19 protein-coding genes and 1 other annotated feature are annotated in these 24,966 nt (G+C 31.4%); of the genes, 9 read left to right on the forward strand and 10 right to left on the reverse strand.

Annotated elements, in window-relative coordinates; genetic code table 11:
- Window positions 1–12: 12 nt before the first annotated feature.
- Window positions 13–1,239 carry a sensor histidine kinase gene (locus COE53_RS13965; protein WP_069032736.1) on the forward strand — a complete coding sequence of 409 codons (1,227 nt, stop codon included), beginning with the start codon at window positions 13–15 and terminating at the stop codon, window positions 1,237–1,239.
- A 171-nt stretch (window positions 1,240–1,410) separates the two neighbouring features.
- Here COE53_RS13965 and COE53_RS13970 read toward each other — a convergent pair whose 3' ends face one another.
- The 3 genes from COE53_RS13970 to COE53_RS13980 form a co-directional block, all read right to left on the reverse strand.
- Window positions 1,411–2,046 carry an FMN-dependent NADH-azoreductase gene (locus COE53_RS13970; protein WP_069032735.1) on the reverse strand — a complete coding sequence of 212 codons (636 nt, stop codon included), beginning with the start codon at window positions 2,044–2,046 and terminating at the stop codon, window positions 1,411–1,413.
- A gap of 162 nt (window positions 2,047–2,208) precedes the next feature.
- A complete protein-coding gene (locus COE53_RS13975) occupies window positions 2,209–2,820 on the reverse strand; it encodes an acetate uptake transporter (protein ID WP_069032734.1) in 612 nt (203 codons plus the stop codon).
- A 133-nt stretch (window positions 2,821–2,953) separates the two neighbouring features.
- A complete protein-coding gene (locus COE53_RS13980) occupies window positions 2,954–3,835 on the reverse strand; it encodes a radical SAM/SPASM domain-containing protein (protein ID WP_069032733.1) in 882 nt (293 codons plus the stop codon).
- Between the two features lie 291 nt (window positions 3,836–4,126).
- Between COE53_RS13980 and COE53_RS24575 the strand changes: the two genes are divergently transcribed.
- From COE53_RS24575 to COE53_RS13995, 4 genes are all read left to right on the forward strand, one after another.
- Window positions 4,127–4,231 (forward strand): putative holin-like toxin, encoded by a 105-nt coding sequence (locus tag COE53_RS24575; protein WP_483295410.1) that lies wholly within the window; start codon window positions 4,127–4,129, stop codon window positions 4,229–4,231.
- A gap of 638 nt (window positions 4,232–4,869) precedes the next feature.
- Window positions 4,870–5,129 (forward strand) — a binding site (T-box leader).
- Window positions 5,130–5,194: 65 nt separating this feature from the next.
- A complete protein-coding gene (locus COE53_RS13985) occupies window positions 5,195–5,971 on the forward strand; it encodes an amino acid ABC transporter substrate-binding protein (RefSeq protein ID WP_098948298.1) in 777 nt (258 codons plus the stop codon).
- 16 nt (window positions 5,972–5,987) lie between these two features.
- On the forward strand, window positions 5,988–6,629 hold the full coding sequence (locus tag COE53_RS13990) for an amino acid ABC transporter permease (protein WP_069032731.1): 642 nt from the start codon (window positions 5,988–5,990) through the stop codon (window positions 6,627–6,629).
- Between the two features lie 13 nt (window positions 6,630–6,642).
- Window positions 6,643–7,296, forward strand: a complete 654-nt coding sequence (locus COE53_RS13995; protein ID WP_025569212.1) for an amino acid ABC transporter ATP-binding protein — start codon at window positions 6,643–6,645, stop codon at window positions 7,294–7,296.
- Window positions 7,297–7,791: 495 nt separating this feature from the next.
- Here the strand turns inward: COE53_RS13995 and COE53_RS14000 are convergent, their stop codons facing one another.
- The 5 genes from COE53_RS14000 to COE53_RS14020 all read right to left on the reverse strand — a co-directional run bounded on the left by COE53_RS14000 (window position 7,792) and on the right by COE53_RS14020 (window position 13,185).
- Window positions 7,792–8,808 (reverse strand): cytochrome d ubiquinol oxidase subunit II, encoded by a 1,017-nt coding sequence (locus tag COE53_RS14000; RefSeq protein ID WP_025569211.1) that lies wholly within the window; start codon window positions 8,806–8,808, stop codon window positions 7,792–7,794.
- Window positions 8,809–8,920: 112 nt separating this feature from the next.
- Entirely contained in the window at window positions 8,921–10,252 is a 1,332-nt protein-coding gene (locus tag COE53_RS14005; protein WP_069032729.1) for a cytochrome ubiquinol oxidase subunit I, read from the reverse strand.
- A gap of 400 nt (window positions 10,253–10,652) precedes the next feature.
- On the reverse strand, window positions 10,653–11,981 hold the full coding sequence (locus tag COE53_RS14010; RefSeq protein ID WP_084006785.1) for an MATE family efflux transporter: 1,329 nt from the start codon (window positions 11,979–11,981) through the stop codon (window positions 10,653–10,655).
- A gap of 59 nt (window positions 11,982–12,040) precedes the next feature.
- Window positions 12,041–12,409, reverse strand: coding sequence for a GIY-YIG nuclease family protein (locus COE53_RS14015; RefSeq protein ID WP_025569229.1), 369 nt, complete (start codon window positions 12,407–12,409; stop codon window positions 12,041–12,043).
- 20 nt (window positions 12,410–12,429) lie between these two features.
- Window positions 12,430–13,185 carry a DUF2087 domain-containing protein gene (locus COE53_RS14020; RefSeq protein WP_069032728.1) on the reverse strand — a complete coding sequence of 252 codons (756 nt, stop codon included), beginning with the start codon at window positions 13,183–13,185 and terminating at the stop codon, window positions 12,430–12,432.
- A 576-nt stretch (window positions 13,186–13,761) separates the two neighbouring features.
- Between COE53_RS14020 and COE53_RS14025 the strand changes: the two genes are divergently transcribed.
- Entirely contained in the window at window positions 13,762–15,057 is a 1,296-nt protein-coding gene (locus COE53_RS14025; RefSeq protein WP_069032727.1) for a polysaccharide deacetylase family protein, read from the forward strand.
- 84 nt (window positions 15,058–15,141) lie between these two features.
- Here COE53_RS14025 and COE53_RS14030 read toward each other — a convergent pair whose 3' ends face one another.
- Complete coding sequence (locus tag COE53_RS14030; protein ID WP_025569232.1) at window positions 15,142–15,708, reverse strand: GNAT family N-acetyltransferase; 567 nt, start codon at window positions 15,706–15,708, stop codon at window positions 15,142–15,144.
- A 452-nt stretch (window positions 15,709–16,160) separates the two neighbouring features.
- Here COE53_RS14030 and COE53_RS14035 point away from each other — a divergent pair, with 452 nt between their 5' ends.
- The 3 genes from COE53_RS14035 (at window position 16,161) to COE53_RS14045 (ending at window position 19,830) form a co-directional block, all read left to right on the forward strand.
- The gene (locus tag COE53_RS14035; RefSeq protein ID WP_029715399.1) at window positions 16,161–16,646 is read left to right on the forward strand and encodes an RNA polymerase sigma factor SigV; all 486 of its coding nucleotides are present in this window, start codon (window positions 16,161–16,163) and stop codon (window positions 16,644–16,646) included.
- A gap of 24 nt (window positions 16,647–16,670) precedes the next feature.
- Entirely contained in the window at window positions 16,671–17,543 is an 873-nt protein-coding gene (gene rsiV, locus COE53_RS14040) for an anti-sigma-V factor RsiV (RefSeq protein WP_069032726.1), read from the forward strand.
- Window positions 17,544–17,784: 241 nt separating this feature from the next.
- The gene (locus tag COE53_RS14045) at window positions 17,785–19,830 is read left to right on the forward strand and encodes an acyltransferase family protein (protein WP_098948299.1); all 2,046 of its coding nucleotides are present in this window, start codon (window positions 17,785–17,787) and stop codon (window positions 19,828–19,830) included.
- A 659-nt stretch (window positions 19,831–20,489) separates the two neighbouring features.
- Here COE53_RS14045 and COE53_RS14050 read toward each other — a convergent pair.
- The gene (locus COE53_RS14050) at window positions 20,490–24,644 is read right to left on the reverse strand and encodes a S8 family serine peptidase (protein WP_098948300.1); all 4,155 of its coding nucleotides are present in this window, start codon (window positions 24,642–24,644) and stop codon (window positions 20,490–20,492) included.
- Window positions 24,645–24,966: the final 322 nt, after the last annotated feature.

The following is a 24,966-nucleotide window of genomic DNA, read 5'->3' on the forward strand; positions in this document are numbered from 1 at the left end:
GGAGATTGAAGCATGAAAAATACAGAGTACTACAACAAAAGGAGCCGTCGAATTTATATTTTCTTTATGGCTTCAATCACTTCCTTATTATTAGTAGGAATTACACTCTCTCCTTTAACTTTTAAGGATCATCCAATTGAACTTATTATTCAAATTATCTTAATGTTCATTGTTATTTTTGCTTTATTCAATTTTATTAAAAGAGATAATACTTTTTCGAAAGTATTATTTACGACCATTTCATCACTATATGTGTATATTAAATTTTGGACATACCCAGACACATCAACAATGTATAGTTTTGTAGCAATCATTCCAATTTTCACGATTTTTTTATATAATCGGATAGCATTTTATATCGGTTGGGCATTAAATATAATAATTGGCCCTACTTTTGTATTACTAATCTCATTCACCGATCTAAAAGAAAAATATTCTTATATAGCATTAGACCCTATCGGCAATATATTAGAATTCCTTTCCATACAATTAATACTCTTATTTGTATTTTTGCAAACAGAGACGAAGGTAATAGCTTTAGAAGCCAATTACAAGGAAATACAACAAGCGAAACAATTAAATTCGATTGGTCAACTAGCTGCAACGATTGCACATGAAATTCGTAATCCAATTACCGTCGTAAAAGGTTTTGCACAACTTTTTCAAAAAACAAAAACAATGAACCCAGACGAAAAATACTACGTAGATGCAATGCTAAAAGAATTAGAATACGCTCAAATTATTATTAATGATTATTTATCACTAGCAAAACCTCAAACTGAAACGCTACAAGTTGTAGAAGTAAATAAAGAAATATTGAAGGTAACTGATTTGCTTGCCTCCATGGCAAATAGCCAAAGCATCGGTTTCCATTTAAACTTAAACCAAATACTTTATACAAAAATAAATCCAATTGAATTTAAACAAGTTCTCGTTAACTTGATGAAAAACGCAATCGAATCGATGCATGATGCCGGTTTTATAACGATCAATCTCTTACAAGAAAATGAATATGCACTTATTGAAATCATAGACACAGGAATTGGAATGTCCCAAGAAACAGTTGATAAGCTCGGCACTCCCTTCTACTCACTAAAAGAAAGAGGCACAGGGATTGGGCTAACAGTTTGCTTCAATATAATCGAAAAGTTTAAAGGTAAAATTAAAGTAAGTAGTAAAGAAAATGAAGGATCCATATTTCGGATTTATTTACCTATTTGGCAAGGTGAAAATGAATGAAGAAAATTTGAAGTAGTCGACTCATGAGGACTTATAAACGCTAATATTTGTAATTAACTTACCCATAACAGTTTCATGAATAAGTTAAAATACTAGAAGACGATAATTCCTGAATATAACTAAAAAGAACAAAAAACTCACAAAAAAGTGAGTTTTTTTGTTGTACTCATATTAAAAATCCTTTGCAGTTTCCTTAGCTTTTTGAATTGCTTGTTCTTTAATTTCTTGTGCTCGGTCTGGGAATTGATTTTGACCTTCTACAAAAATTCCATTAAAGTCTTGAACACCTAAGAAGCCCATTATCACTCCAATATAACGATGTCCCATTTCTAGACCTGCAGCTGGTCCTTCTGAATAAACTCCTCCACGTGCCTGGATATGCAATGCTTTTTTACCACCTAATAATCCTTGAGGACCATTAGAAGTATATTTGAAAGTTTTACCAGCAACGCAAATTGCATCAATATAGTTTTTCATAATTGGAGGGAATAAAAAGTTCCATAAAGGTGTTACAAATACATATTTATCTGCTTCAGCAAATTGAGTAACAATCTCATTTAGTCTGCCTACTTTTGATTGCTCTCCTGAAGAAAGTGTATCAAAAGATCCTCCAGATTGAAGTTTCCCCCAGCCTGCAAACACTTCAGCATCAATATGAGGAATCGTTTCATTATAAAGGTCAATATGTACTACTTGATCATTAGGATGTGCAGCTTTATAACTCTCGATAAAAGCATCACCAACCGCCATACTGTACGAAGTAGACTTATCGTGAGGATGTGCTGTGATATACAATAGTGTCGTCAAACGTATTTCCACCTTTCATTCTTTAACTTATTAAAAGCACGATATTATCATCTGTCATTTCTAACTAAACAATACAAATATTTATAAAAAAAACCTTTACTCGAGTGGTAAAGGTTTTTGTGTTTAGACAAAGTCCAAAATATTTAATTTAAAACTGAATTATTATTTCGCTTTAAATATCCCAAAAGGTTTCCCTACAGGTAAAAATTCTCTTCCAAAGTGACTATTTAAAACAGCTGCAGCCGATCCATAAAATGACATAATTGCTATTCCTAATTCACTATATGCTGCAAAAGTATGTGTAGCTTCTTCCATAAAGCCTAATGTACTTAATGATAACCCAATAAATAAACAATCAATTAATACAAAAATAATAAATAATACCTTATGAGTTTCCATTGCACCGATTGTCATAAAAATTGAAAAGATTAAATATCCTACAAAAGCAAAACCAAGTTGCTTAACATCAGCCGCTTTCATTAATGCTTCTCCAAAAACACCTAATTGGATTAACCAAGTAGTACCAACAGCTAACCAAAAGAATGCATATGCTCCAAATGCTGTTGCTCCAAATACATTATTATGTTTAAAATCCTGGATACTCGCAAATAATTGTGCAATAGCACCTAAAAAAATCGCCCACGGTAATACTAATGAAACACCATCAGTAATTCCTAATTTTTGTGTTGAGGCAACAAGCGTTACCATCGCTAAACCGAATAAACCAATTGCAGATGGATCTGCAGTAGTTATTTTAATTTGTTGTTCTTTCATTGATGTAAATCCTCCTAAAATTTTAAACAGACTAAACTATACTACTATAAAATTTTAGGGATTAATATAGCTTTTTTTCGCTTTTAAATAAGAAAGCACTTTCTTTTAAAAAGAAAGCGCTTTTTACCAAAAATTACTTTTTATGTCGTTTTGCATAACCGCATCTTTTGCATAATTCTTCCACTGCACATCGCCTTGAGAAACCATCATAGATTGCTCGTGCACGCTCAGAATTTAAAATATCTTCTAATGATGTCTCATAAATATTCCCTAATGGAATCTTCCCTTCGCTATCTAAACAACATGGTACTACTGTTCCATCAACTAATACACCGATCTGATCTCTTAAACCATAGCAGAATACATTTTCATCGATGATATCATTACCCATGTCTGGCCATTGGAACTTTTCTGCCATATTTAAATAAATTTTATCGCGCAGTTTAATATTATGTGTTTCCTGAAGTCTTTCACTTAAAGAAAAATCTAAATTTAATTTTTCCTCAAGTAAATTTAATATATCAATATTCAATGAGTTACTTGCTCTTAATTCTTCACTATCCATATTCCAAAGCCTAATTGCACAAATCATATCGCTTTTTTCATTCGCTTCATTAATGAAATTCGTAATATTTTCAATGTAATCGTGCAAATCCTTCGTTAAATCATTCGCCTCAAAACTATGAAGTGAAAAATTGATTTGTCTTAAACCTTTGGATTCAATTAATAAATCCTTTACCTTATTAATTAACGTACCATTCGTTGTTATGTTAACCTTCAAACCATTTTCATGGCTAATATCCAAAAATCTACCGAGCTTTGTATTTAAAAAGGGCTCACCCATCAAATGAAAATAAATATGATCCGTATAAGGTTTAACCGAATTTACAACATGAGTAAATGCTTTCTCATCCAAAAACTTCAACGGTCTCTCCAACGTTGGGCTCGGACAAAAATTACACTTCAAATTACATATATTTGTAATCTCTATATAAACTTTCTTAAATTTTCTCATTCTACTCTCCTAATTTAATTTATCTATATCCACATATCTCGTTCTAAAAAAACTCTAATCCTATCATACAATAATTTTTAAGATATTAATATTTCAACACTCTGTTCAATTTTTACCAACCGAACAGAATTGTAATCATTCTAAAACTTCATGAAATTGTTTAAATTTTATAATTATAGATTCAGTTTAATCTTAATTATTTTATTATAATTAAACTAGGCAATTGAATAGCATAGGGGAATTGGTTTTATCTTCTTTTCTACGCATTTTTGTAGAAAGGAGGTGCTGCCAATGCAAACACTTGAAATACTTACTCTAATCTTCATCGCAATGACTTTTGTCGTTGCATTGATCCAATTAGTAGTTAGTATTATAAACGCAACAAAAAAGAAATAGCCCCTATGCTTTTGCTCGGCATGGGCTACTTCTTAGAACTTACAAGATAAAACCATCTCGGCTTATTAAGTTGCCTAGAACGGGTGTAACAGCACTCGTTCTTTTTTAATATATGTTTATTATATCATACGATTCTTTAGATATACTTTGAGCGCATGAATTTTTTGTTAAATATAAGAAAATTCTTATATCGCTTTTCGTTGCATTGATCCAATTAGTAGTTAGTATTATAAACGCAACAAAAAAGAAATAGCCCCTATACTTTGACTGGGCATGGGCTACTTCTTAGAAAATTTCATAGATAAAACCATCTCGGCTTATTTAATTGCCTAGAACAAGTGTTACAGCACTCGTCCTTAATGATAATTTATCATAGTTTTTAATCGAAATTTATAAAGTATATGTTATTTGTGTGAATTGATAATATTTTACAATTCCAATCAGTTTTATTAGTATTCAATCGACAATTTTCCATATTTCCCGAGAAATTTCCTACCCAAGTTTTGACAAAATCAAAGTTTTTTTAAATAAAATTTGTTGACAGTTGTTTGTAATCTGTAATATTATTTGTTCATCGCAAAACAAACTAGTTTGATTTTATAAAAATTACAGCATTGAACATATTTGAAAATTTAATTTTAAAAGCATTGATGAGAAATAGTAAAAGTATTAAGTTCTTAAACAGAGAGTTCCCGGTTGGTGCGAGGGGCGTAAGACAATATTTTGAACACATCTCTGAGCTGAGCACCGAACCCTTTTTGGTAGTAGACTGTTTCCGGATTCCCTGCACCCGTTATCGTGCTAGAGTATAGCTTAATTGCTGCACTTGAAGAGGTTGGTATCGTGAGGTATCAATAAATAGAGGTGGAACCACGTGAGTAATACTCCCGTCCTCTAGCTATTCATATAGCTAGAGGTCGGGAGTTTTTTGTTTTTCAAGAATATTTTAAGGGAGAGAGTAAAATGAATAAAAAATTAATGTCAGCATTTATCATTTGTATGATTTCAATATTAGTTGTAACTGGTTGTGGAAAAGAAAAACGAAATGCAAACGAAGTAGTTATTGGATTAGATGATACTTTTGTACCTATGGGCTTTAAAGATGATAAAGGTAAGGTTGTAGGCTTTGATATTGATTTAGCAAAAGAAGTATTTAAACGTGAAAATATGAAAGTAACTTTCCAACCAATTGATTGGTCAATGAAAGAGACTGAATTAAAATCAGGAAATATTGATGCAATTTGGAACGGCTATTCAATTACAGATGAGCGTAAGAAAAAAGTAAACTTCTCAGATGCATATTTAAAAAATAGACAAGTTATTATCACCCTAGCAAATTCAAAAATAAAAACAAAATCAGATTTAAAAGGTAAAAATGTTGGGATTCAAGAAGGATCAAGTTCTTTAGATGCAGTTAATAAAGAGAAAAACTTAGTAAAATCATTTAACGGTAGTAAACCAGTATTATATGAAAATAACAACCAAGCTTTAATGGACTTAGAATCAAAACGTGTAGATGTGGTTGTAGCGGATGAAACATTAGCTAGATATTACATGAACAAAAGAGGCCAAAACAAATACAAAATTTTAGAAGATAACTTTGGTGAAGAAGAGTATGGAATTGGCGTTAGAAAAGATGATTCTGATTTACTTAAAAAAATTAACAAACAAATTAGTGCTATGAAAAAAGATGGTACTTACGACAAAATTTATAAAAAATGGTTCGGTACATTGAAATAAAAAGGAGCTTACGATCATGGAACAAATTACATCTTTATTACCTTCCATGCTTGATGGATTAAAAGTAACGCTAGAGGTTTTCTTAATTACTCTAGCGTTAGCAATTCCACTTGGAATCATCATTGCACTTGGAAGACTTTCAAATATTACAGCAATCAAATCAATTATTAGTTCTTATATTTTATTAATGCGTGGTACACCTCTACTTTTACAATTAATCTTTATCTTTTTTGGTTTACCATTAGTCGGAATTGTCTTTGACCGTTTTACAACAGTTATTATTGCATTTGTACTGAATTATGCAGCTTATTTTGGTGAAATATTCAGAGCTGGTATTCAATCAGTTGATAAAGGTCAATATGAAGCAGCAGAGGTTTTAGGCTTGAGTCGCAGTCAAACTTTTAAAAGAATTATTCTGCCTCAAATGACAAAGAAAGTATTACCTCCTGTTTCAAACGAAGTAATTACTCTTATAAAAGATTCAGCTCTTGTATATGTTGTTGGTCTTGATGATATGCTTCGTGTAGCTAAAATCGCATCTAATACAAGCGCATCACTACTGCCTCTTGTTTTCGTTGGTATTATTTATCTACTATTAACAGCAATATTAACAAATTTATTTAAACGATTAGAAAATCGATATTCATATTATAAATAAGGAGAGACTAAATATGTTAAAAGTAAATAACTTAACAAAACAGTTTAATAAACAAACCGTATTAAATGAAGTCTCTTTTGAAGTTAATAAAGGAGAAATCGTTACTCTACTAGGACAATCAGGAGCAGGTAAAACGACAATACTTCGTTGTATAAATGGCTTAGAAAACTTCGATGGCGGATCAATTGAAATAGATGGTCAAATGATAAAATCTAAAAAAGATCTTTTAAAAGTAAGAAAAAACGTCGGACTGGTTTTTCAAAACTATAATTTATTCCCACATAAAACAGTAATTGAAAATATTATTGAAGCCCCTACTCTTGTACTAGGTATGAATAAAGAAGAAGCTAAAAAAAGAGCAATAGATTTATTAAAACAAGTTGGTCTTAGTGATAAAGCAAATTCATTACCAAACGAGTTATCCGGTGGCCAGCAGCAACGTGTAGCGATCGCTAGAGCTTGTGCACTAGAGCCAAAAATTCTTTGCTTTGATGAACCTACTTCAGCACTAGATCCTGAACTAACGAACGGAATAGCAGAGATTATGAAAAAATTAGCAAAAGAAGGTATGAGCATTCTAGTCATTACTCATGACATGGAATTCGCAAATAATGTTTCAACTCGTACGCTACTTGTAAAAGAAGGAAAAGTTTTAGAAAGTGCATGAATGTAGCGGGAACAAGGTTATATTTTAAACTATTTGCTTAGATTCACCCTTTTTACTAATAAAACTTTATAATACAAACGTATTACTATGTAAAATCGACTTCATTTTAGGTGAATTTAGCATGTTATTTGCAGATTCACCTTTTTTATTTGCAGTTTTGACATTTTTAATTGCAGTTTCACTTAATTTAACTGTAGTTTTGCCTTTTTTATTTGCAGTACCATCCGTTTATTTGAAGTTTTCCTTTTTTTAATTGCAGTTTCACCTTTTTTATTTGCAACCTTTCCCTTATTAAAGTTTCCAACAGCCTATTTAGCGATTTATCAACATAGAAAAAGACGCCTAAATAAAAAATGTTGGCGCCCCCACTCTACTCATTATTCAATGAAAAAATTTACTAATAAAAGATAATCCCATAATAAAAGCTACAATAAAACACAAAAGCACAAGCCGCTTTTCATGTTTATTAGAAGAGTGCATTTCATCTCCCCCACTTTACTTTTTGCCTTGAACATACTCTGCATCAAATAAAAATAGTTTAAATAGGAACAATAGCGATGGAACTAATAGTAGTAACCCTAAGACAAATACAGTTACTAGCATGGTACCGGATGTTTGATTAGTGTATCCATTGTATATCGTAATATATGGATCTAATATATATGGCAAGTGCGCCGCCCCGTAGCCGAAAAAAGCAAAGAAGAATTGGAGCATTACAAATATAAAGGCTGTACCGTAATTTCGTTTTAGTAAAATTAATGAAGATGCTATTAAAAAACAAATTAATGATAATAAAAACATCCACCAATAATGATTAACTATATTTTGATAAAACCTATTATTATTATCTCTTAATCCAACAAAAACAAGAAAACTTGATAGGATTGTTGGAGCGGTCCAATATAAAGCATATTGTCTTAATATTTCCAGCGCACTTTCATCTTTCGCTTTACTTGCGTAATAGGTTAAAAATGTTGCACTAATATATAAGACTGAGATGATTGCAATGATTACTACACTCCAAGAGTATAAACTTGTTAATAAGTTTTTAGCTAAAAATTGAACGACTCCGTTTTTTTCAACTATATACCCTCCTCCAGAAATGGTCAGAACCGTACAAAGTGAAGCGGGAATCAATAGGCCAGTCGCTCCATATAAAAATAAATAAACCTTGTTTTTCTTTGATCCATAGTTAGAAAATGCATAAAATGAACCTCTAATTGCCAATAGGACTAGTGAAATACTCCCTGGGATTAAAAGAGCCGTTCCATAGTAAAATGCAACACTTGGAAAGAAACCTATAATGCCAACAAAGAAAAATACAAAAAATACATTCGTTATCTCCCAAACAGGTGATAAATATCTACTAATCAAATTATTTATTAAGTGATCTTTTTTCGTTACTTTTCCATAATAAGCAAAGAATCCAGCACCGAAGTCAATTGATGCTATAATGATATATCCATATAGAAATATCCATAAAACGATTATTCCTAATAACTCAATATTCAATGTTCACCCTCCAATTCATGGCTTTGTTCAAATTCAAGTAATACTCTTTCAAGCTACAACATTTACTTATTCGTAACTTACCGAGAGTTTTTTGATTGAAATTTATCAGAGCCTATTTTTTTAAACGATATTGAAGTTCATCTTCGGGTGGATTATGGATGAACATTTTTCGAATAACGATTGTACAAAAGACTCCTAAAAAAACATACAATACAAAAAATAACCAAAACATACTACCTAGTCCTTGGGCAGTTGTAGCTCCCTCTGAAACCTTCATATATCCTCTTAATATCCATGGTTGGCGGCCAATTTCAGCAATCATCCATCCAAGTTCGATATTGATCATCGCTAATGGGCCAGTCAGCGCTAGTCCACGTAAAAGCCATTTATTATGCATCCAATTTTTCTTTTTAATAGAAAACACAACAAATATGAAGGTCATCGAAATAATTAAGCCGACAAATGTCATCTTAATATCAAATAAATAATGTATGAACAAAGGTGGCGTCTCATCTTTTGGAAATTCATTTAAACCAGTTACTGGTGCATTAAAATCTGAGAAAGATAAAAAGCTTAACAGTTTAGGAATTCGAATTTCATATTTTACTTCATGTGTTTTATCATCTAGTGTTCCGAATAAGACAAAATCTGCGCCTCTTTCTGTCTCAAAATGCCATTCAATTGCTGCTAGTTTTTCTGGTTGATATTTAGCAAGGAATTTTGCTGAAACATCTCCTGTTACCCCTGTTAAAACTGCAAAAATTAATCCTAATGTTGCTGCTAATCGAAGCCCTTTTCGTGTGTATTCCGTATTCTTCCCTCTCAATAATTGAATAGCGGCAATTGACGTTAAAATAAGAGCAGATGCAACATATGCAGTAACAATTACATGTAATGTTTTAGAAGGAGCAGCTGGATTAAACATAGCGGCAATCGGATCGACAGTTTTAATTATTCCATTTTTCAAAGTAAAACCTTGTGGAGTATTCATAAACGCATTTACCGTAGTGATAAAAAATGCCGACAAAGTTGAACCTAATATAACAGGTAAAATGATCAACCAATGGTAAATAGGTTTTTTAAATCGGTCCCAAGTGTATAAATAAATCCCTAGGAATATTGCTTCAAAAAAGAAAGCGAATGTTTCCATAAACAATGGAAAACTAATTGCTTGACCCGCGATTCTCATAAAGCTCGGCCATAATAAGGATAGTTGTAGACCAATACATGTTCCAGTTACTACTCCAACTGCAACGGTAATTGTGTAACCTCTTGCCCATCTTCTTGCCATTAATGTGTAATGTGGATCCTTTTTTAAGATTCCTAACCCTTCTGCAATTGCGATCATTAAGGGTATTCCTACACCAATTGTTGCAAAAATAATGTGAAATACTAGTGTCATACTTGTTAGTAATCTACTGAGTGTGACATTATCCAAGTCCATTACGAATCCCCCCTATAATGTAATATCTTATTGTCTAATGTAATTAATTATTCTAATCAAACGACCGATAATGTTACGATTTTATGAACACAATCAGTAAAATTGCATTTTAATTTGTATCTATAAAAGTATGTTCCTATAACAATAAAGGTATACGGTATTTCTGAAGGGAAAACAAATAACCACAAGGAATCCCCTTGTGGCTTCAGACTGTTGACAAACGCTCGCTTTCTTCGTTACTTCGCCTGTCTGCGGTGCTCATTACCGTTTAGGGTAACTCCGCTCCTCACCAGGCTTCGCGCCTCGAAAGACAAGCGCTTGCAATCAGTCTGAAAATCAAGTTTAAAGTACTTTGTCTACACACTGTAACCACAAGGAATTCCCTTGTGGTTTTTTCAAATTAATTGACTAAACGGACTATACGTTTCTTTCTCCATGAAAATTTATAATATAAAAAGTTTAATCCAAGCCCAACTATAAAAGCTGCCGGGTAACCAAACCAAATTCCTTTCATTCCGAGACTTGTGTAATGAGATAAAAGATAGGCTACAGGTACTTCAATACACCATATTACAAATATACTAATAAGAGTTGGCCACAGTACTGCTCCACTAGCTCGCATTGTAGACGATAAAATAAATGAATGTCCGAGTATTAAATATCCCCATAACGTAATCATTAATAAACTATTCGCAATTTGTACAGTACTATCATTCGTTAGAAATAAACTTAAAATAGGCTTTGAGAAAAAATAAGTGAGTAATACTACTATGCCACCTAGCACATAGTTAAGTAATAATCCTATTTTAATAACTTGGTTTAATCGATTAACCTGATTTGCTCCTATTGACTGAGCAGCAAAAATTGATACTGCGATTCCAATACAAATAGATGGCATTTGAACATAACTTACTAACTGATTTACTACCCCATAGGATGCAGTAGCATCTGAGCCATATTGATTAACAAAAGTAATAACGGCAATCTCAGAAATCGAAAGAAATACCATATTAATACTGGTTGGAATACCTAGTTTTAAAATTAGTTTTAAAAGTTTTGGGTCCATCTTCAAATAGTTTCTTATTGAAGTATCAAGTCGTAGGGGATGATTGGTTTTGTGTAAGTATATGAATAGAACTATACTTGTCAGAACCGTTGAACCTACTGATGCATATGCTGCCCCATATATTCCTAACTTCGGTATACCTACCCAACCAAATACTAATGGCGGTAAAAGTGCAACATTTAAAACTGTACTTAATATAAGAAAATAAAATGGTGTTTTCGAATCTCCAATACCTCTCATTAGAGTTGTATATACCATATAGATAAATAGCACGGGAATCGACCAAAATAAAATAGAAGCATAATGTGTACTTACATGAAGAATATTTTCAGGAGTTCCTATTAAACTCAAAAGTTTTTCAATAAAAATATTGCCGATTATCGCAAGTACTACAGAGAGGATAAGAGTAAAAGTAAGAGTCGTTCCAACAATAGCTTTTACTTTTTCTTCAAGCTTTGCACCATGTGCCTGACCGATTAAAATTGAACTACCAGAGCCAATTCCAATAATAAATGATACTAAAAAGAAAAAGATCGGAAAGAAAGCTGAAATTGCAGCTAAAGCATTTTCCCCTAACCAATTTCCTACTATAATCATGCTAAAAACCTGGCCAATAGACTGCATAATATTACTTAAAAGTAATGGAATTAAAAACATAATCATTGGGCGTAATAAAGTAAATTTTACTTTTTTTTGCTCCTGAGGATTAATCTCTGATGTAATCAAGTTTGATCACCCTTGCTACTATATGTGTTATATCCTCTTTCACCATATGGTTGAAGTTTTTCTAACCATTTTTCCTCTAGTCTTTTTAGATCTCCCTTTATACCTAATGGACTAATATCTTCTTCCTTTAAAATTTCTAATTCCTCAAATATAAATGACTCTTTACCATATTCATTCCATTCTTGTTGCAGAGCTTTATTTGTACAAGACCCTGCCTCTAATTCAAATTTCTTTCCATTAATTGTTTTTAAATTTTTAGTACTTACTATAAATACTTTTTGATTTTTTATATTTTTAATTTGATAAATACCTGCTTGAACTTTCGTTTCTTTATATTGCATTTTTAATTCTTTTTTTCTACTCATTTTTACCAACCTTTCTTTTCCTAAGCTTTTAACCAATAACTACTTCCATCCGACTTTCGATCAATAAAGCCATATTCAATTAAGTATCTTCTTAACACGACATAATCAGGGTAAATAGCTGTCAGAACTTCATTAATCTCTTTTTCTGTATAAGTTTTATTTGGTGAAAATCTTTTAACGATTTCTCTTAGAACAACAAGTTTTTGCTTTTCTTTTAAAGGAAATTTTTTTAATGATCCATCTATGCCTTCTGGAAAGTATTTTTTTAAGGTTTTTTCCATTTCATCTTCCGTAATGTTATAGCGTTCATCGACCATTTTTGCTGTTTTATGAAGTGGTAAAAAACTTGGCGCATGCTGATCCTTTTCTTTTAAAAGCTCCATCATGACAAGAAATAATTTTGCTTGTCTTTCCTTTTCCTTTAAAACAAACCGATGATTCCTAATCGTAGAAGCGCTTCCGATACCAGTTTCTTTTTGAATATCTGTATCACTCTTCCCTTGATAAAAAAGACGTAGAAGATGATTTTGATGCTCAGTTAATCCTGTTAGCTTTTTATCCAGTTGGATTAAATAATCGAAAACAGAGTCATGACTTTGATCTATATGAACTTTCATGTATTTTTCGGCTTCATATAAAATGCCTGAATCTTGATAGATAATTCCTTTTTCAATTCTTTTACTACATAGTAAACATAAATAATGATTTTCCTCTTCGATATATCCTTGTTTTAATTCTTCTATATCGGCATTCCAAAAAACATCTAAATTTTCCACTTAATAAACACAACCCTTTTTTGTTTATTACTTACCAAACATTAATTATAAATGTTTATTTATTTACAAACATAATATGTTATTGTTTGCAAAATGTCAATTTTACTAATCAATAACTTAAGTTGTTTATACTTATATAATTCATAAAATAAAGTATGTCTAAAACGTCCATTTAAAATGTTGGAACAGTTAATTTACAAAAAAAAGCACCTAAAAGGTACTTTTTTCCTAATAAGGTGCCATTTCAATCAATTAAAAATTTTAAATTGATTCTTTCTATCCTTTTCAACCTTATTCTCTTATTCCATAGGGACTAATTTCAAATCTTCAATTGACAATTTATTACAGTACTTTACAATTAAAATGTAAGGTAAATTTAATATTCGACACATTTTAATCGAATTAAAAAAACTGTCCTCAATAGGGATAATCTTTACTAATTATTTTCCTTTTAGATTAATATATTTTAAGAAAAACCGTTGAAATAGGTATGACAAAAGGTATATTTTTACGTCAGTCTTTAACGTTTAAGAATAAACGCAAATGAGTAATTTCTTTATAAGATCGGAGGAAGTTATGTCAATTTACAATGAAAAACTAATTGAGCTTTTATCAATCGAACAAAAATTCGATAAATCCTTTTTGCATATCAAACTATTATTTAATCAAGAAATAGAACTTCATTGGGAAATTGACAACGAAACGGCCAATCTTATGAAATCAAAAATTATTTTTGATGATAACTATAAGTTTAGCCTTTCTTTATGTAGTAATTTGGATGAAGATAAAAATCAGTTTACTAGTTTTGTAACTAAATCAAACAATAATGAGAGTGAAAAAATCTACTTTCCTTGTTCAGAAGAGTTTCATCTTCAACTTCACTCCATAAAAAATATGAAAGATCTTAGGATTTTAATAGATCTACCATATTTATCAATTAGTCGATCCAGTTCAAAAAAAGAAAAGAGTAATTCAAAACGTTATAAACTTTATGGTTGGCTTACTGTTGCTGCTATTAGTATTCTATCGATTAGTTTAATAGCTTATAAGAGTCAAACTTGTAAATCAGAATCTTTATTTTGCGGAAAAAAACCAGCAAAAGCTGAAAGTGTTTCAAAGGCACAAACGATAAAAACTCCAGCGAAACAAATAAAACCAAATCAGGATAAACAAGATCCAAATAAAACTGCTATTAAAAATGTATCTCAACCGAATGTGCACACAAATGAACCAGATGTTAGATATGCAATTAAGCAAGAACCTAATAAACCCGTTCAATCTATTTATCCGACTGTAAAATTAAACAATGTAGTTAGCTATAGTATCCCACAAGGTAGTGTAGCCATTACTTTTGATGACGGCCCCTCAAAGTATTCGAAGGAAATAGTAAATGTTTTAAAAAAATATAAAGTTGGCGCTACTTTTTTCTACATCGGAGATAACGTTGTAAGATATCCTGAAAATGTACAATATGCATATTCTAACGGGTACTCAGTTGGAAGCCACTCCATGCACCACGATGACTTCATAAAACTATCTTATAAAAATCAAGAAGATGATCTGGTTAGAACAAATAACTTAATAAAAAATATTACAAAACAAGAAACAACCCTTTTCAGACCACCATACGGTGCAAAAAACCAAGCAACTATTGAATTAATGCAAAAACATCAATTTAAAATGGTTTTATGGGATAAAGATACTGAAGATTGGAAGAACCGCAATACAAATACAATTATAAATTACGTTAAAAGCCACACTGAATCTGGAAGTATCATTCTACTTCACGAAACGAAACCTTCTTTAGATGCTTTACCACAAATTATTGAATATCTTCAATCAAAAAATTTAAAAATTGTAAGTTTAAATTAGAAAAGTAGTCGCTAATAGCGACTACTTTTTTATTCAAACGTTTGTTTAAACTTTAAACCATTTGCTTCTCTATTTTTCAAGCTATTATTTAGAGTAATACTTTTCATTCGTTAATTCAAAAGTATATGAATGTATATCTTCTTCATTAGTTGTTCCCCTATTTACCAAGCCTTTATTAATAAATTTATTTCTCTCTAAAATTTGGATTGATTTTTGATTTTCTGACTGAACAATTCCTTCAATGACTTGTAAATGAAGTGTATTAAATCCATATGCTAACACTGCTTTTAATGCCTCTTGCATGATTCCTTTTCCTTGAAGCTCTGGTGAAAGTTCATATCCAACTTCCCCTTTCGATTGCTCAACCGAAAAATTCCACAAGCAAATTGTACCGATTAATTGATCACTTTCTTTAAAAGTAATTCCCCAAAGAACCCAATCATTACGTTCAATTCCTTCATTAATCATTTTTATATATTGAAGTGCTTCATCTACTTCTTTTGCGATCGGTCTGTTAATATATTGGGACACTTTTTTATTTGAACGTAATGCAAATATTTCATATTGATCTTCATTATTCATTTGTCTTAAAACTAATCGGTTCGTGTTTATTTTTGGAAATGGGTTAAAACTATAGTGTTCTTTAATCATATATCCTCCAACTAAGTTAGTAAGATTAGTACAGTTTGCAGACTCTTATTTCTATTATCTATAATCTCAATATGTAAATAAATAGCTATTTTACCCACTTGATTCATTTGTACTATCAGCAATTTCAAATAAACCGACTATTAAAGAGCAAAATTTTAAGATTTTTTGCTTTTTTTGTTTTGGTTCTTTTTATGCTTTATAACGCCAGTTGCTTAGAACAGAAGTACTCCTTGGCTCTTTTTTTTGATTAATTGTCTATAGTTTGTTTACGAATAGGTATGCCATCTGTATACTACTAACTTAGGCCAAATTTCCATTAAACGGTTAGGCTAATTTTATAGTAAAAATTTCCTTAAATATTTTTTACTTTTTATAAAACTTTTTCGAATAGGTATACGTCTTTTATAATGTGTACCTTCTTAGATACGTATCTCAAAAAAGGAGCTCTTTAAATGAAGGGGAAGTCTAACTTAGAAAAGGAACTTGTAGATTTTATTATTAATAATAAAGATGATTTTTATCGGTTAGCTTATAGCTACGTTAAAAACTCAGAAGATGCGGTGGATATATTACAAGATTCTATTCATAAAGCCATTTCCTCAAAAGATAAATTAAAAAATGAACAATCTTTAAAAAGTTGGTTTTATAGAATTGTAGTAAATACATCATTAGATTTTTTAAGAAAACAAAAAAAAGTAACTGTAATGGATGAAGAAACGATTGAGTTATATTCTTCAGGACAGGATGATAATTATACAGATATTGATTTAGAAAGATCATTAGAATCTTTACCTACTAAATATCGGGCTGTAATTGTCCTCAGATATTTCGAAGACTTAAAGATTGAAGAAGTTGCTGAAATTTTACAGGAGAGTCCAAATACAATCAAAACTCGTTTATATAAAGCTTTAGAAATACTCCGGATTAAAATGAAATGAATTTATTTTTGGGAGGCCAATTAGTTGGATAAAAAATTAGAAAAATTAAGATCGGACTATAAAAATGTCCCTATCCCTGATAATTTGGACATTATTGTTAAAAAAGCAATTAAACGTTCCATACAAAAAAGATTCCCTCTAAAGTCAATTACAGGTTTTTTTACTGCTGCGCTATTTGTTTTATCAATTAATACTAGTTCGACTTTTGCAAAGACATTATCAAATGTTCCAATACTTGGAAATGTTGTTAATGTACTAACTTTTACTGAATATACTGTAGATGAGCCAACCTATAAGGCAGATTTAAAAGTCCCAGCCGTTAAAAATTTAAAAAATAAAGATTTAGAGCAAAGCTTAAACAAAAAATACTTAGAAGAAAATAAGAAGCTATATGATCAATTTATGAAAGAAACAGAATCTGTAAAAAAAGATTCTGGTGCACACTTAGGAATTGATAGTGGTTATGAAGTTAAAACAGATAATGAGGACATATTGTCGATTGAAAGATATGTTGTTAATACTGCTGCTTCTTCCTCAACAACTATGAAATTTGACACAATTGACAAGAAAAAGGAAATTTTATTGTCATTACCTATTCTTTTTAAAGATAAATCATATGTAAAAATAATTAGTGAAAACATTAAAGAACAAATGAAAGAGCAGATGAAAAAAGATGGAAGTAAGGTATACTGGATACCGGAGGCAAATCTTGACTATTCAATCGATCCTTTCGTAAGCATTAAAGACAATCAAAATTTTTATATAAATAAAGATCATAAGCTTGTTATTTCATTTGATAAATATGAAGTTGCCCCTGGTTATATGGGTGTTGTTGAATTTACAATTCCAACTGACGTTCTTTCAAAAGTTTTAGTTGGGCATCATTATATTAGATAACTTTTAAACAAACGAATAAAAGAGCCACTCTTAATTGATTAGATTTGGCTCTCTTTTAAAAATACTTTAACAAAAAGCCAAATATATAAAGAAGGCTGACATAAATAGTTAAATTAGGGGAAGGGGAAATTAGTAATGAACTTCGCGGTTCAGACGGTTAAGAAATTAAATTTTATAAAAGCTCAACATTTGTTCGAAAAAGAAATCGTTTATGAGGTGTTTAAACGAAGAGGTTCTGCTTATGTCTAATACTAATAAACCGTTTCGTTATATGGCTGGATTAGACGGGCTTAGAGCATTAGCAGTTTTATCGGTCATTGCATATCACTTAAATTTTCCTTGGGCTTCTGGTGGGTTCCTAGGTGTAACAGTATTCTTTGTACTCTCAGGTTATTTGATTACTGATTTATTAATTGCCGAGTGGAGTACAAATCAAAGGATCGACTTAAAAAGTTTTTGGTACCGCCGCGCAAAAAGGCTTTTACCAGGAATGTTCACCTTACTACTAATCGTCATTGCATTTATTTCATTATTCAAATCATCAATGATCGGAAATTTAAAACAAGATTCTGTAGCTGCAATATTTTATTACAGTAATTGGTGGTATATTTTCCATCATCTTTCGTACTTTGAGTCTTATGCAAATCCATCAATATTAAATCATTTTTGGTCGTTAGCAGTTGAAGAGCAATTTTATATTATTTGGCCAATTCTTACTTTATTAGGCTTAAAATATATTAAAAATAAAGATCGCCTATTTTTATATACAATAGTTGGTGCAATCATTTCTGCATTACTGATGGCTATATTATTCCATCCGGGTAGTGATCCTAGTAGGGTCTATTACGGTACTGATACGAGAGCTTTTTCTTTATTAATAGGAGCATCATTAGCATTAGTATGGCCTAGCCGAAAACTTACAAATAATGTTACAACCTCTGGAAAGATTTTAATTGATCTAGTTGGGATTACGGGTTTACTTATTTTTCTACTTATGGTCGGTAAAACAAATCAATATGATAGTTTCCTTTATCGCGGAGGAATGTTCCTATTGTCTATTTCTGCTGCAATGCTAATCGCAGCACTCGCTCACCCTACAAGTAAGATTGGTAGATTTCTAGCAATGAGACCGTTAAAATGGATCGGATTACGTTCATATGGAATCTATTTATGGCAGTACCCTGTAATTATTTTATTATCCCCTAAGGTTAACACTGGCGATATTTCACTTTTTAGAGCAATTTGTCAAATTACATTAATATTTGTTCTTGCAGCACTTTCCTATCACTATATTGAAGATCCAATTAGAAAAGGTAAACTAGGTATACTTTGGAAGAACTTCCTAGCAGGAAATATTAATTTAAAAGAATTCTTTTATAAACATATTGTTATCATAAGCACGTTTATTTTACTATCTGGTATCGCAAGCTTTGGACTATCTGTTCTTCCTGATGCCAAAGATGTAAAAGCAAGCTCAGAAATTGAATCAGTTCAATCCGTATCAAAGCAATCATCTGAAACTGTTAAAAACGATACTAAAAAACCTCCTTCAACAACTATAGTTGATCACGATAAACAGGTAACTAAGCCAATTCAGCAAAATGATGATGAAAAAACAGTAAATAATGAAGTAAAAACAGAAGAAAATAAAGATGTAAAAACAGAAAATAAAGATGAAAAGCCAGTTACTGACAATACAAATAAGCAAAATAATAATGGTCAAACAACTGAAGATTCTAAACCAGGTGTAAATAACAATCAAACTCCAAATACTAATAATAATAAACCTGCTGAAACGAATAAGCCGGTTGTTTCAAACAATAGTGTATTTATTATAGGAGATTCTATCGTTATTAATTCAATTCCTGAACTTAAAAAAACATATCCATCTCTTTCGGTTAATGCTAAAATTGGAAGACAATTTACTGAAGCATCTGCAATTATTCAACAAGCAAAAAGCACAAATTCGCTTGGGAGTACTGTTGTCATAGAGCTAGGTACAAACGGTCCGTTTACCGTAAAACAAATGTCTTCTCTTATAGAGTTAATTGGAAAAGATCGAAAAATTTTATTTGTTAACACGCGAGTACCTAGACCTTGGGAATCGTTTGTTAATAAAACTTTAAGGGAAGGTTCAAGTAAATACCCAAATACTAGAGTTGTAGACTGGTATAGTGCTAGCGCCAATCATAATTCATATTTTTCTCCGGATGGCGTTCATTTAAAACCAGATGGTGCAAAAGTATTTGCGTCATTACTAATAAATGCTATTGAATCTTGGAAGTAACGCCGGTTGAATTAGAAACATGGTAAAAGAACACAAGTCAAACTTGAAGTGCACCCCGAATGTTAGGGGTGCATTTTTTTATAACTAAATTTAAATAATCTAATTAAAACAGAGAAAAGCCACAAGGTAAATTCCTTGTGGCTTTCACGCTGTTGAAAAACAACCTTCAATTAAATTACCAAATTTTCGTAAAGGGGTAGAGTGATGTTGATTTCCANNGTCTCAGCCTTCCCGCTAATCCCATAGGAGTCGAGCATCCCTCCGTTCCAATCAACTTATTCATAAAAAAAAGTCTGCAATAAATTCTAATCAAGAAGCCTTTACTTAGAGTTATCTAACAGTTGTTTATAAATCAGTTTGTAGGTCGATTTATATCGAATATTAATTAAACTAAACAAATCAATTGAACTTATTTTTCTAAAAATTAGCTCTTAATTTTTTACTTCTGAAAAAATCTTTTTTAGTGTTATTGGAATCATAAAATTAATCAAACATATTAACATTTAAATACATTAAAAGATCATCCAAAAAATGATAACTTCTTCATTAATATATGTTCATTTAATGTCCGTTTTCCCTATTGACAATTTTATATTTCAACATTCTAAAAGCCACAAGGTAAATTCCTTGTGGCTTTTTATCGGAAAAGTTCTTGCACTCTAGTTAAATTTCTTTTTTAATTCTTCTAACGTTAATTTACCTGCTTTTTCAACTGGTTTAATAGATGTTGGGAAAAATGGGTTTGTTGTCATGAAGTTCTTTTCAACATAATTGAAGTCCTGGATATCAACTACTCCATCTTTATTTAGATCTTCCTTCAACTTATCGCCAGTTTCCTGAGCTTTATTTGCAATAAGCTTTGCATCATAAATGTCGATTACATTGTCACCATTAATATCTCCTGCTGCTGCAGTATCAGTATAAGCGAAATAGTCTATACCTTGAACTTTTCCATCTATTACTTTACTTAATTTAATTTTTCTACTATATTGATAGTGTCCTGGAATGTTAACTACGAATGTATAATCATCCTCAGTTGCTGGTATATCAAAGATCGTCATATAGCCATTTTCTGAAATATCAGCTTTATATTGTTTACCGTTTTTATCTACAACATATGCTTTTACACCTAACGTCGAATAATCTAAATCGTAGTTATAAAAGTTAACTGCTTCACCGTGGAAATACCCTTCTAAAACTGAATGTTGGGCGATGAATTTAAAGCGATTAGCATATGTCGGTAACTTAACCTTATTACCTTCATTTGTTTGATATGTTGACTCTTGATAATAAAAGCCACTTTCCCTCATATAGTTAAGGTCGCTCACAACCTTTAAATTAATATCTAATAAATCAATATTCCCATTAATTTTTACTGGTAAATTCGTCTTTTTATCCTTAATATCAATTGAAAATGTCGTAATACTTGACCAAGTATCCTTTGTTATTTGTGGTTTTCCAATGCGTATACTCCAATTATTTTTCTTCATTAACTCATCTAATTGTTTCGATTGCTTTACACTCATAACTTTGTAATAGTTTGGTATATTTATTGTCGCATTGGCACTTGTTAAGTCCTTTGCATTGTGAATCGTAAATGTACTTGTAAACTCTGAACCTAAAGTAACTTCCTTAGAATCTGTATTAATTGTTGAATATCGCTCACCTTTATTCATAATCGTAAAATCTGGGAAAACCGGATTTCCTGCTGATGCATAATCATAAGTATAAATTGCTACGTTCGTAGGATAATTTGCGTACTCTTCTGGTAATACACCAAATTTAAAGTCACCATTTTTAGTTGGGAAAAATTGTGCTGTCGGCCATGAAGAATCCTGATAAGCATAAACTGAGTTTGCTTCCTGAGTTAAATCATGTCCCCTACTTTTTAGATAATCAATTGTATCGTCGTATACATTACCGTGGACCCAGTAAGCTTTGTAGTCTTTACCATCCATTGGGTTTGTTTCGGTTGTCAAATCTGCATCGGAAATTTCATTAATGCCTGTCTTTTTATCAAATACTACTTTTGGAGGTGTATTATCAATTACCATATCATTGTCTACTTTATAGGTTTTTCCATCTGCATCTGTACCAATATAAGAAACAATATATTTGCCCTCATCCAATGATTCATACTCTAAAGATAATGGCTTATTTGGGTCACCTGTAAATAATTTTACATCACCTGAAAAGCCGTACATGATTAAGTAGTCTGTATCAACATTTGCACCATCTAAATCGAAAGTACCATACAGACCAATTGGCTTGCCAGATAGATCGCTAACAACGACATCGATTTTTTTCATTTCACTGTTTAATCTTATTGTAACTGGTGTAAAAGGTAGAATATCAGGATGGAAGTTACTTAAGTCACTTGTAATTGCATTTTTAAAGAAATCAACCTTTGCAAAGCCACTTGTCGTATATCTCACGTGGAATGGTATTTGGTACTCTTGTGTCTTTGATTCATTTTCTACATAAATATATCCTTCATATATGCCAAACTCAGCAGATTTTGGTATTGTTACTTTGGCATTTATATTGACACTCTCATTCCCATTAACAGTTACTTTTGAAGGTAAATCAAGTTTTACACTATTTTTACTAGCATCCTTTGAAACGTCATCGATCGTTAAAAATTCTACTCTTGTATGATATGTTTCATTATTATTACTTAAATTTTTAATACTAATTGATGTTGTTCGATTTTGTTCCTCACTTGTTTGTGTAATACTTCCGAAAGGTAATGAACCTGATACATCATCAATTTGATTTTTAAACCCATTTTCATCTAATGTGTACGTTTTATTTTGTACTTCTACTAAAGTCGTGTTATGAACTGCCTCATAAGCATCTACTCGTCCAGCTCCAACTTCGTTTACATTATATGTTCTTCCTTTTAATGGATCCGCTGTATTCATAAGTGCTGCTTTTACATCGGCAACAGTATATTCTGGATGAGATTGTAGTAATAATGCAGCTACACCCGCAACATGCGGTGTAGCCATTGAAGTTCCATCCATACTCGCGTAACTAGTGGTGTAATCCGTTTCTTCCCCAGGATTATTAATATATTCTGGCACCGTTGAGAAAATAGAAACTCCTGGTGCCACAACATCTGGTTTAATATCAAAATTATTACTTACAGGTCCTCTGGAACTAAAATCTGCTAAAACGTCACCAGATGTCATATTTGACTGTAAATCTGTCATTTTTAGTTTAACTTCCGGATTTTTATTGAGTTCATCAACAATGCTTTTCCCTTCCTCTTGACTCATTTTAAAGGTCGGTACATATCCAAAGTTTTCACCTAAGAAGAAAGGAATCTCTTCTTCTATATTGTTATAAATTAACACTGCTACTGCCCCTTTTTCATGAGCACGGCGTATTTTTTCATCAAAAGATAAAGTACCACGTGATATTAACGCCACTTTGCCACTTACATCTTTATTTACATAATCCTCTTTTGCACCGATTCCTACATCTACTACATTCAATTCTTTATCAAGAATACTTAAATAATCTTTTCCTAAACCGTGAGCCATTAACTCATTTTTAACTGAAACATCCCCTATACTCGTCTGTACAGTTGGTATATCTGTAGGAACATCGCTTGCTCCAACAGTAATAGCTAACGGTGATGAACCAGGAGAACCTAAGGACCCTGGCGTAGGACCTGCGTTACCTCCTGCTACAACGGGCACTACTCCTTGCAAAGCTGCATTATTAATCGCTACTGCTGTAGCATCTAAAGAATAATTATTACTATTTCCTAAAGAAAGATTAATCACATCCATGCCATCTTCTACAGCCTTTTCTATACCAGCAATAATCCAAGAATCATATCCTGAACCATAATGCCCTAAAACGCGATATGCATATAAATCAACATTTGGTGCAACGCCAGTCATCGCATAATCAACATTATTTCGTGGGTTTGATGCAATCGTACCTGCAACATGCGTTCCATGCTCAGTAACAAATGGACGACCATCAATTTCTGCCGGCTCACCAGAAGCAACAAGATCTGCAGGTGTAGACTCCATTGGATCCGAGTCATTATCTACAAAATCATAACCACCTTTATAAACATCCTTTAAATCCGGATGATTGTAATCAATACCCGTATCAAGAACTCCTACTTTAATCCCCTGTCCATTTATATCCTCGTTATGTAAACGATTCACACCCATAAGTGGTAAAGCTGGTGGAACGCTTTTATTTTTAGCAGAAGAATTAACAGAAAGCTCATTGATTGGTACACTAACTTTATTATCCTTCCATACTCGTTTCACAACACCTATTTGAAGAAGCAAATTTATTTGATCAGTCGGAATAGTCATTGCCACTCCATTAAATACATTTTCAAATGATTGTTTAATATGAAACTGATTTGTTTTCTCCTTAGCTTGCTGAGTTATTTCTACTTTTTCGTTTTTCTTATTCCATAATTCCGTTAATCGCTTTTTAAAGAATGCTTGTTCACCTTTAATTTTTTCTTTCTTACTTTTAGATAACTCTTTTAATTTCCCATTTTGACCATTTTCAATTGGTGAAGTTTTTAGTTCAACAATTATATTTGCAGTTTTATCTTTTAAAGATAATAAACTAGGGTCGATCACAAAGCCTTCTTGAGGAGTTAAACGCTTAATCGATTGTCTTTGCTCATCTGTCAGTCCCTTTAAGATTGATTCAACAGAGTTCGAAGTTGCATAAGATTTTTTTTGAGGCATTAAATAAGATGTAAAAAAGCTTGTAGTTAATACACTTGTTACCATTACGTTTAGCATTTTCTTATTTCTAATCTTCATTTCGATGCGCTCCTTCTACTAGATTAAGTTAAAAAACTAGCTCTAATTCATTCCTCCAATTAAAAAAATGATGTAAAATTAGAGTTAGAATAATTAGATAAATCTAATAATTTAATTGTAATTTAGCAATTTTTCGTGGTAAATGGGGGTTATTTCAGTCCAAATTTTTGTTTATAATCCTTTTTTCGACATTAATCATCATAACTTTTTAGAATTAAAGTCACATATTTTACTAAATTTATTGAATTATTGATTGTGTTTGAATAGAAAGTCATTAAAATTCAATAGAAATTTTTATAATAAACTTGGGGGAATCGATGGT

This window comes from Bacillus sp. AFS029533, assembly GCF_002585125.1.
Classification (GTDB): Bacteria; Bacillota; Bacilli; order Bacillales; family Bacillaceae_G; genus Gottfriedia; species Gottfriedia luciferensis_B.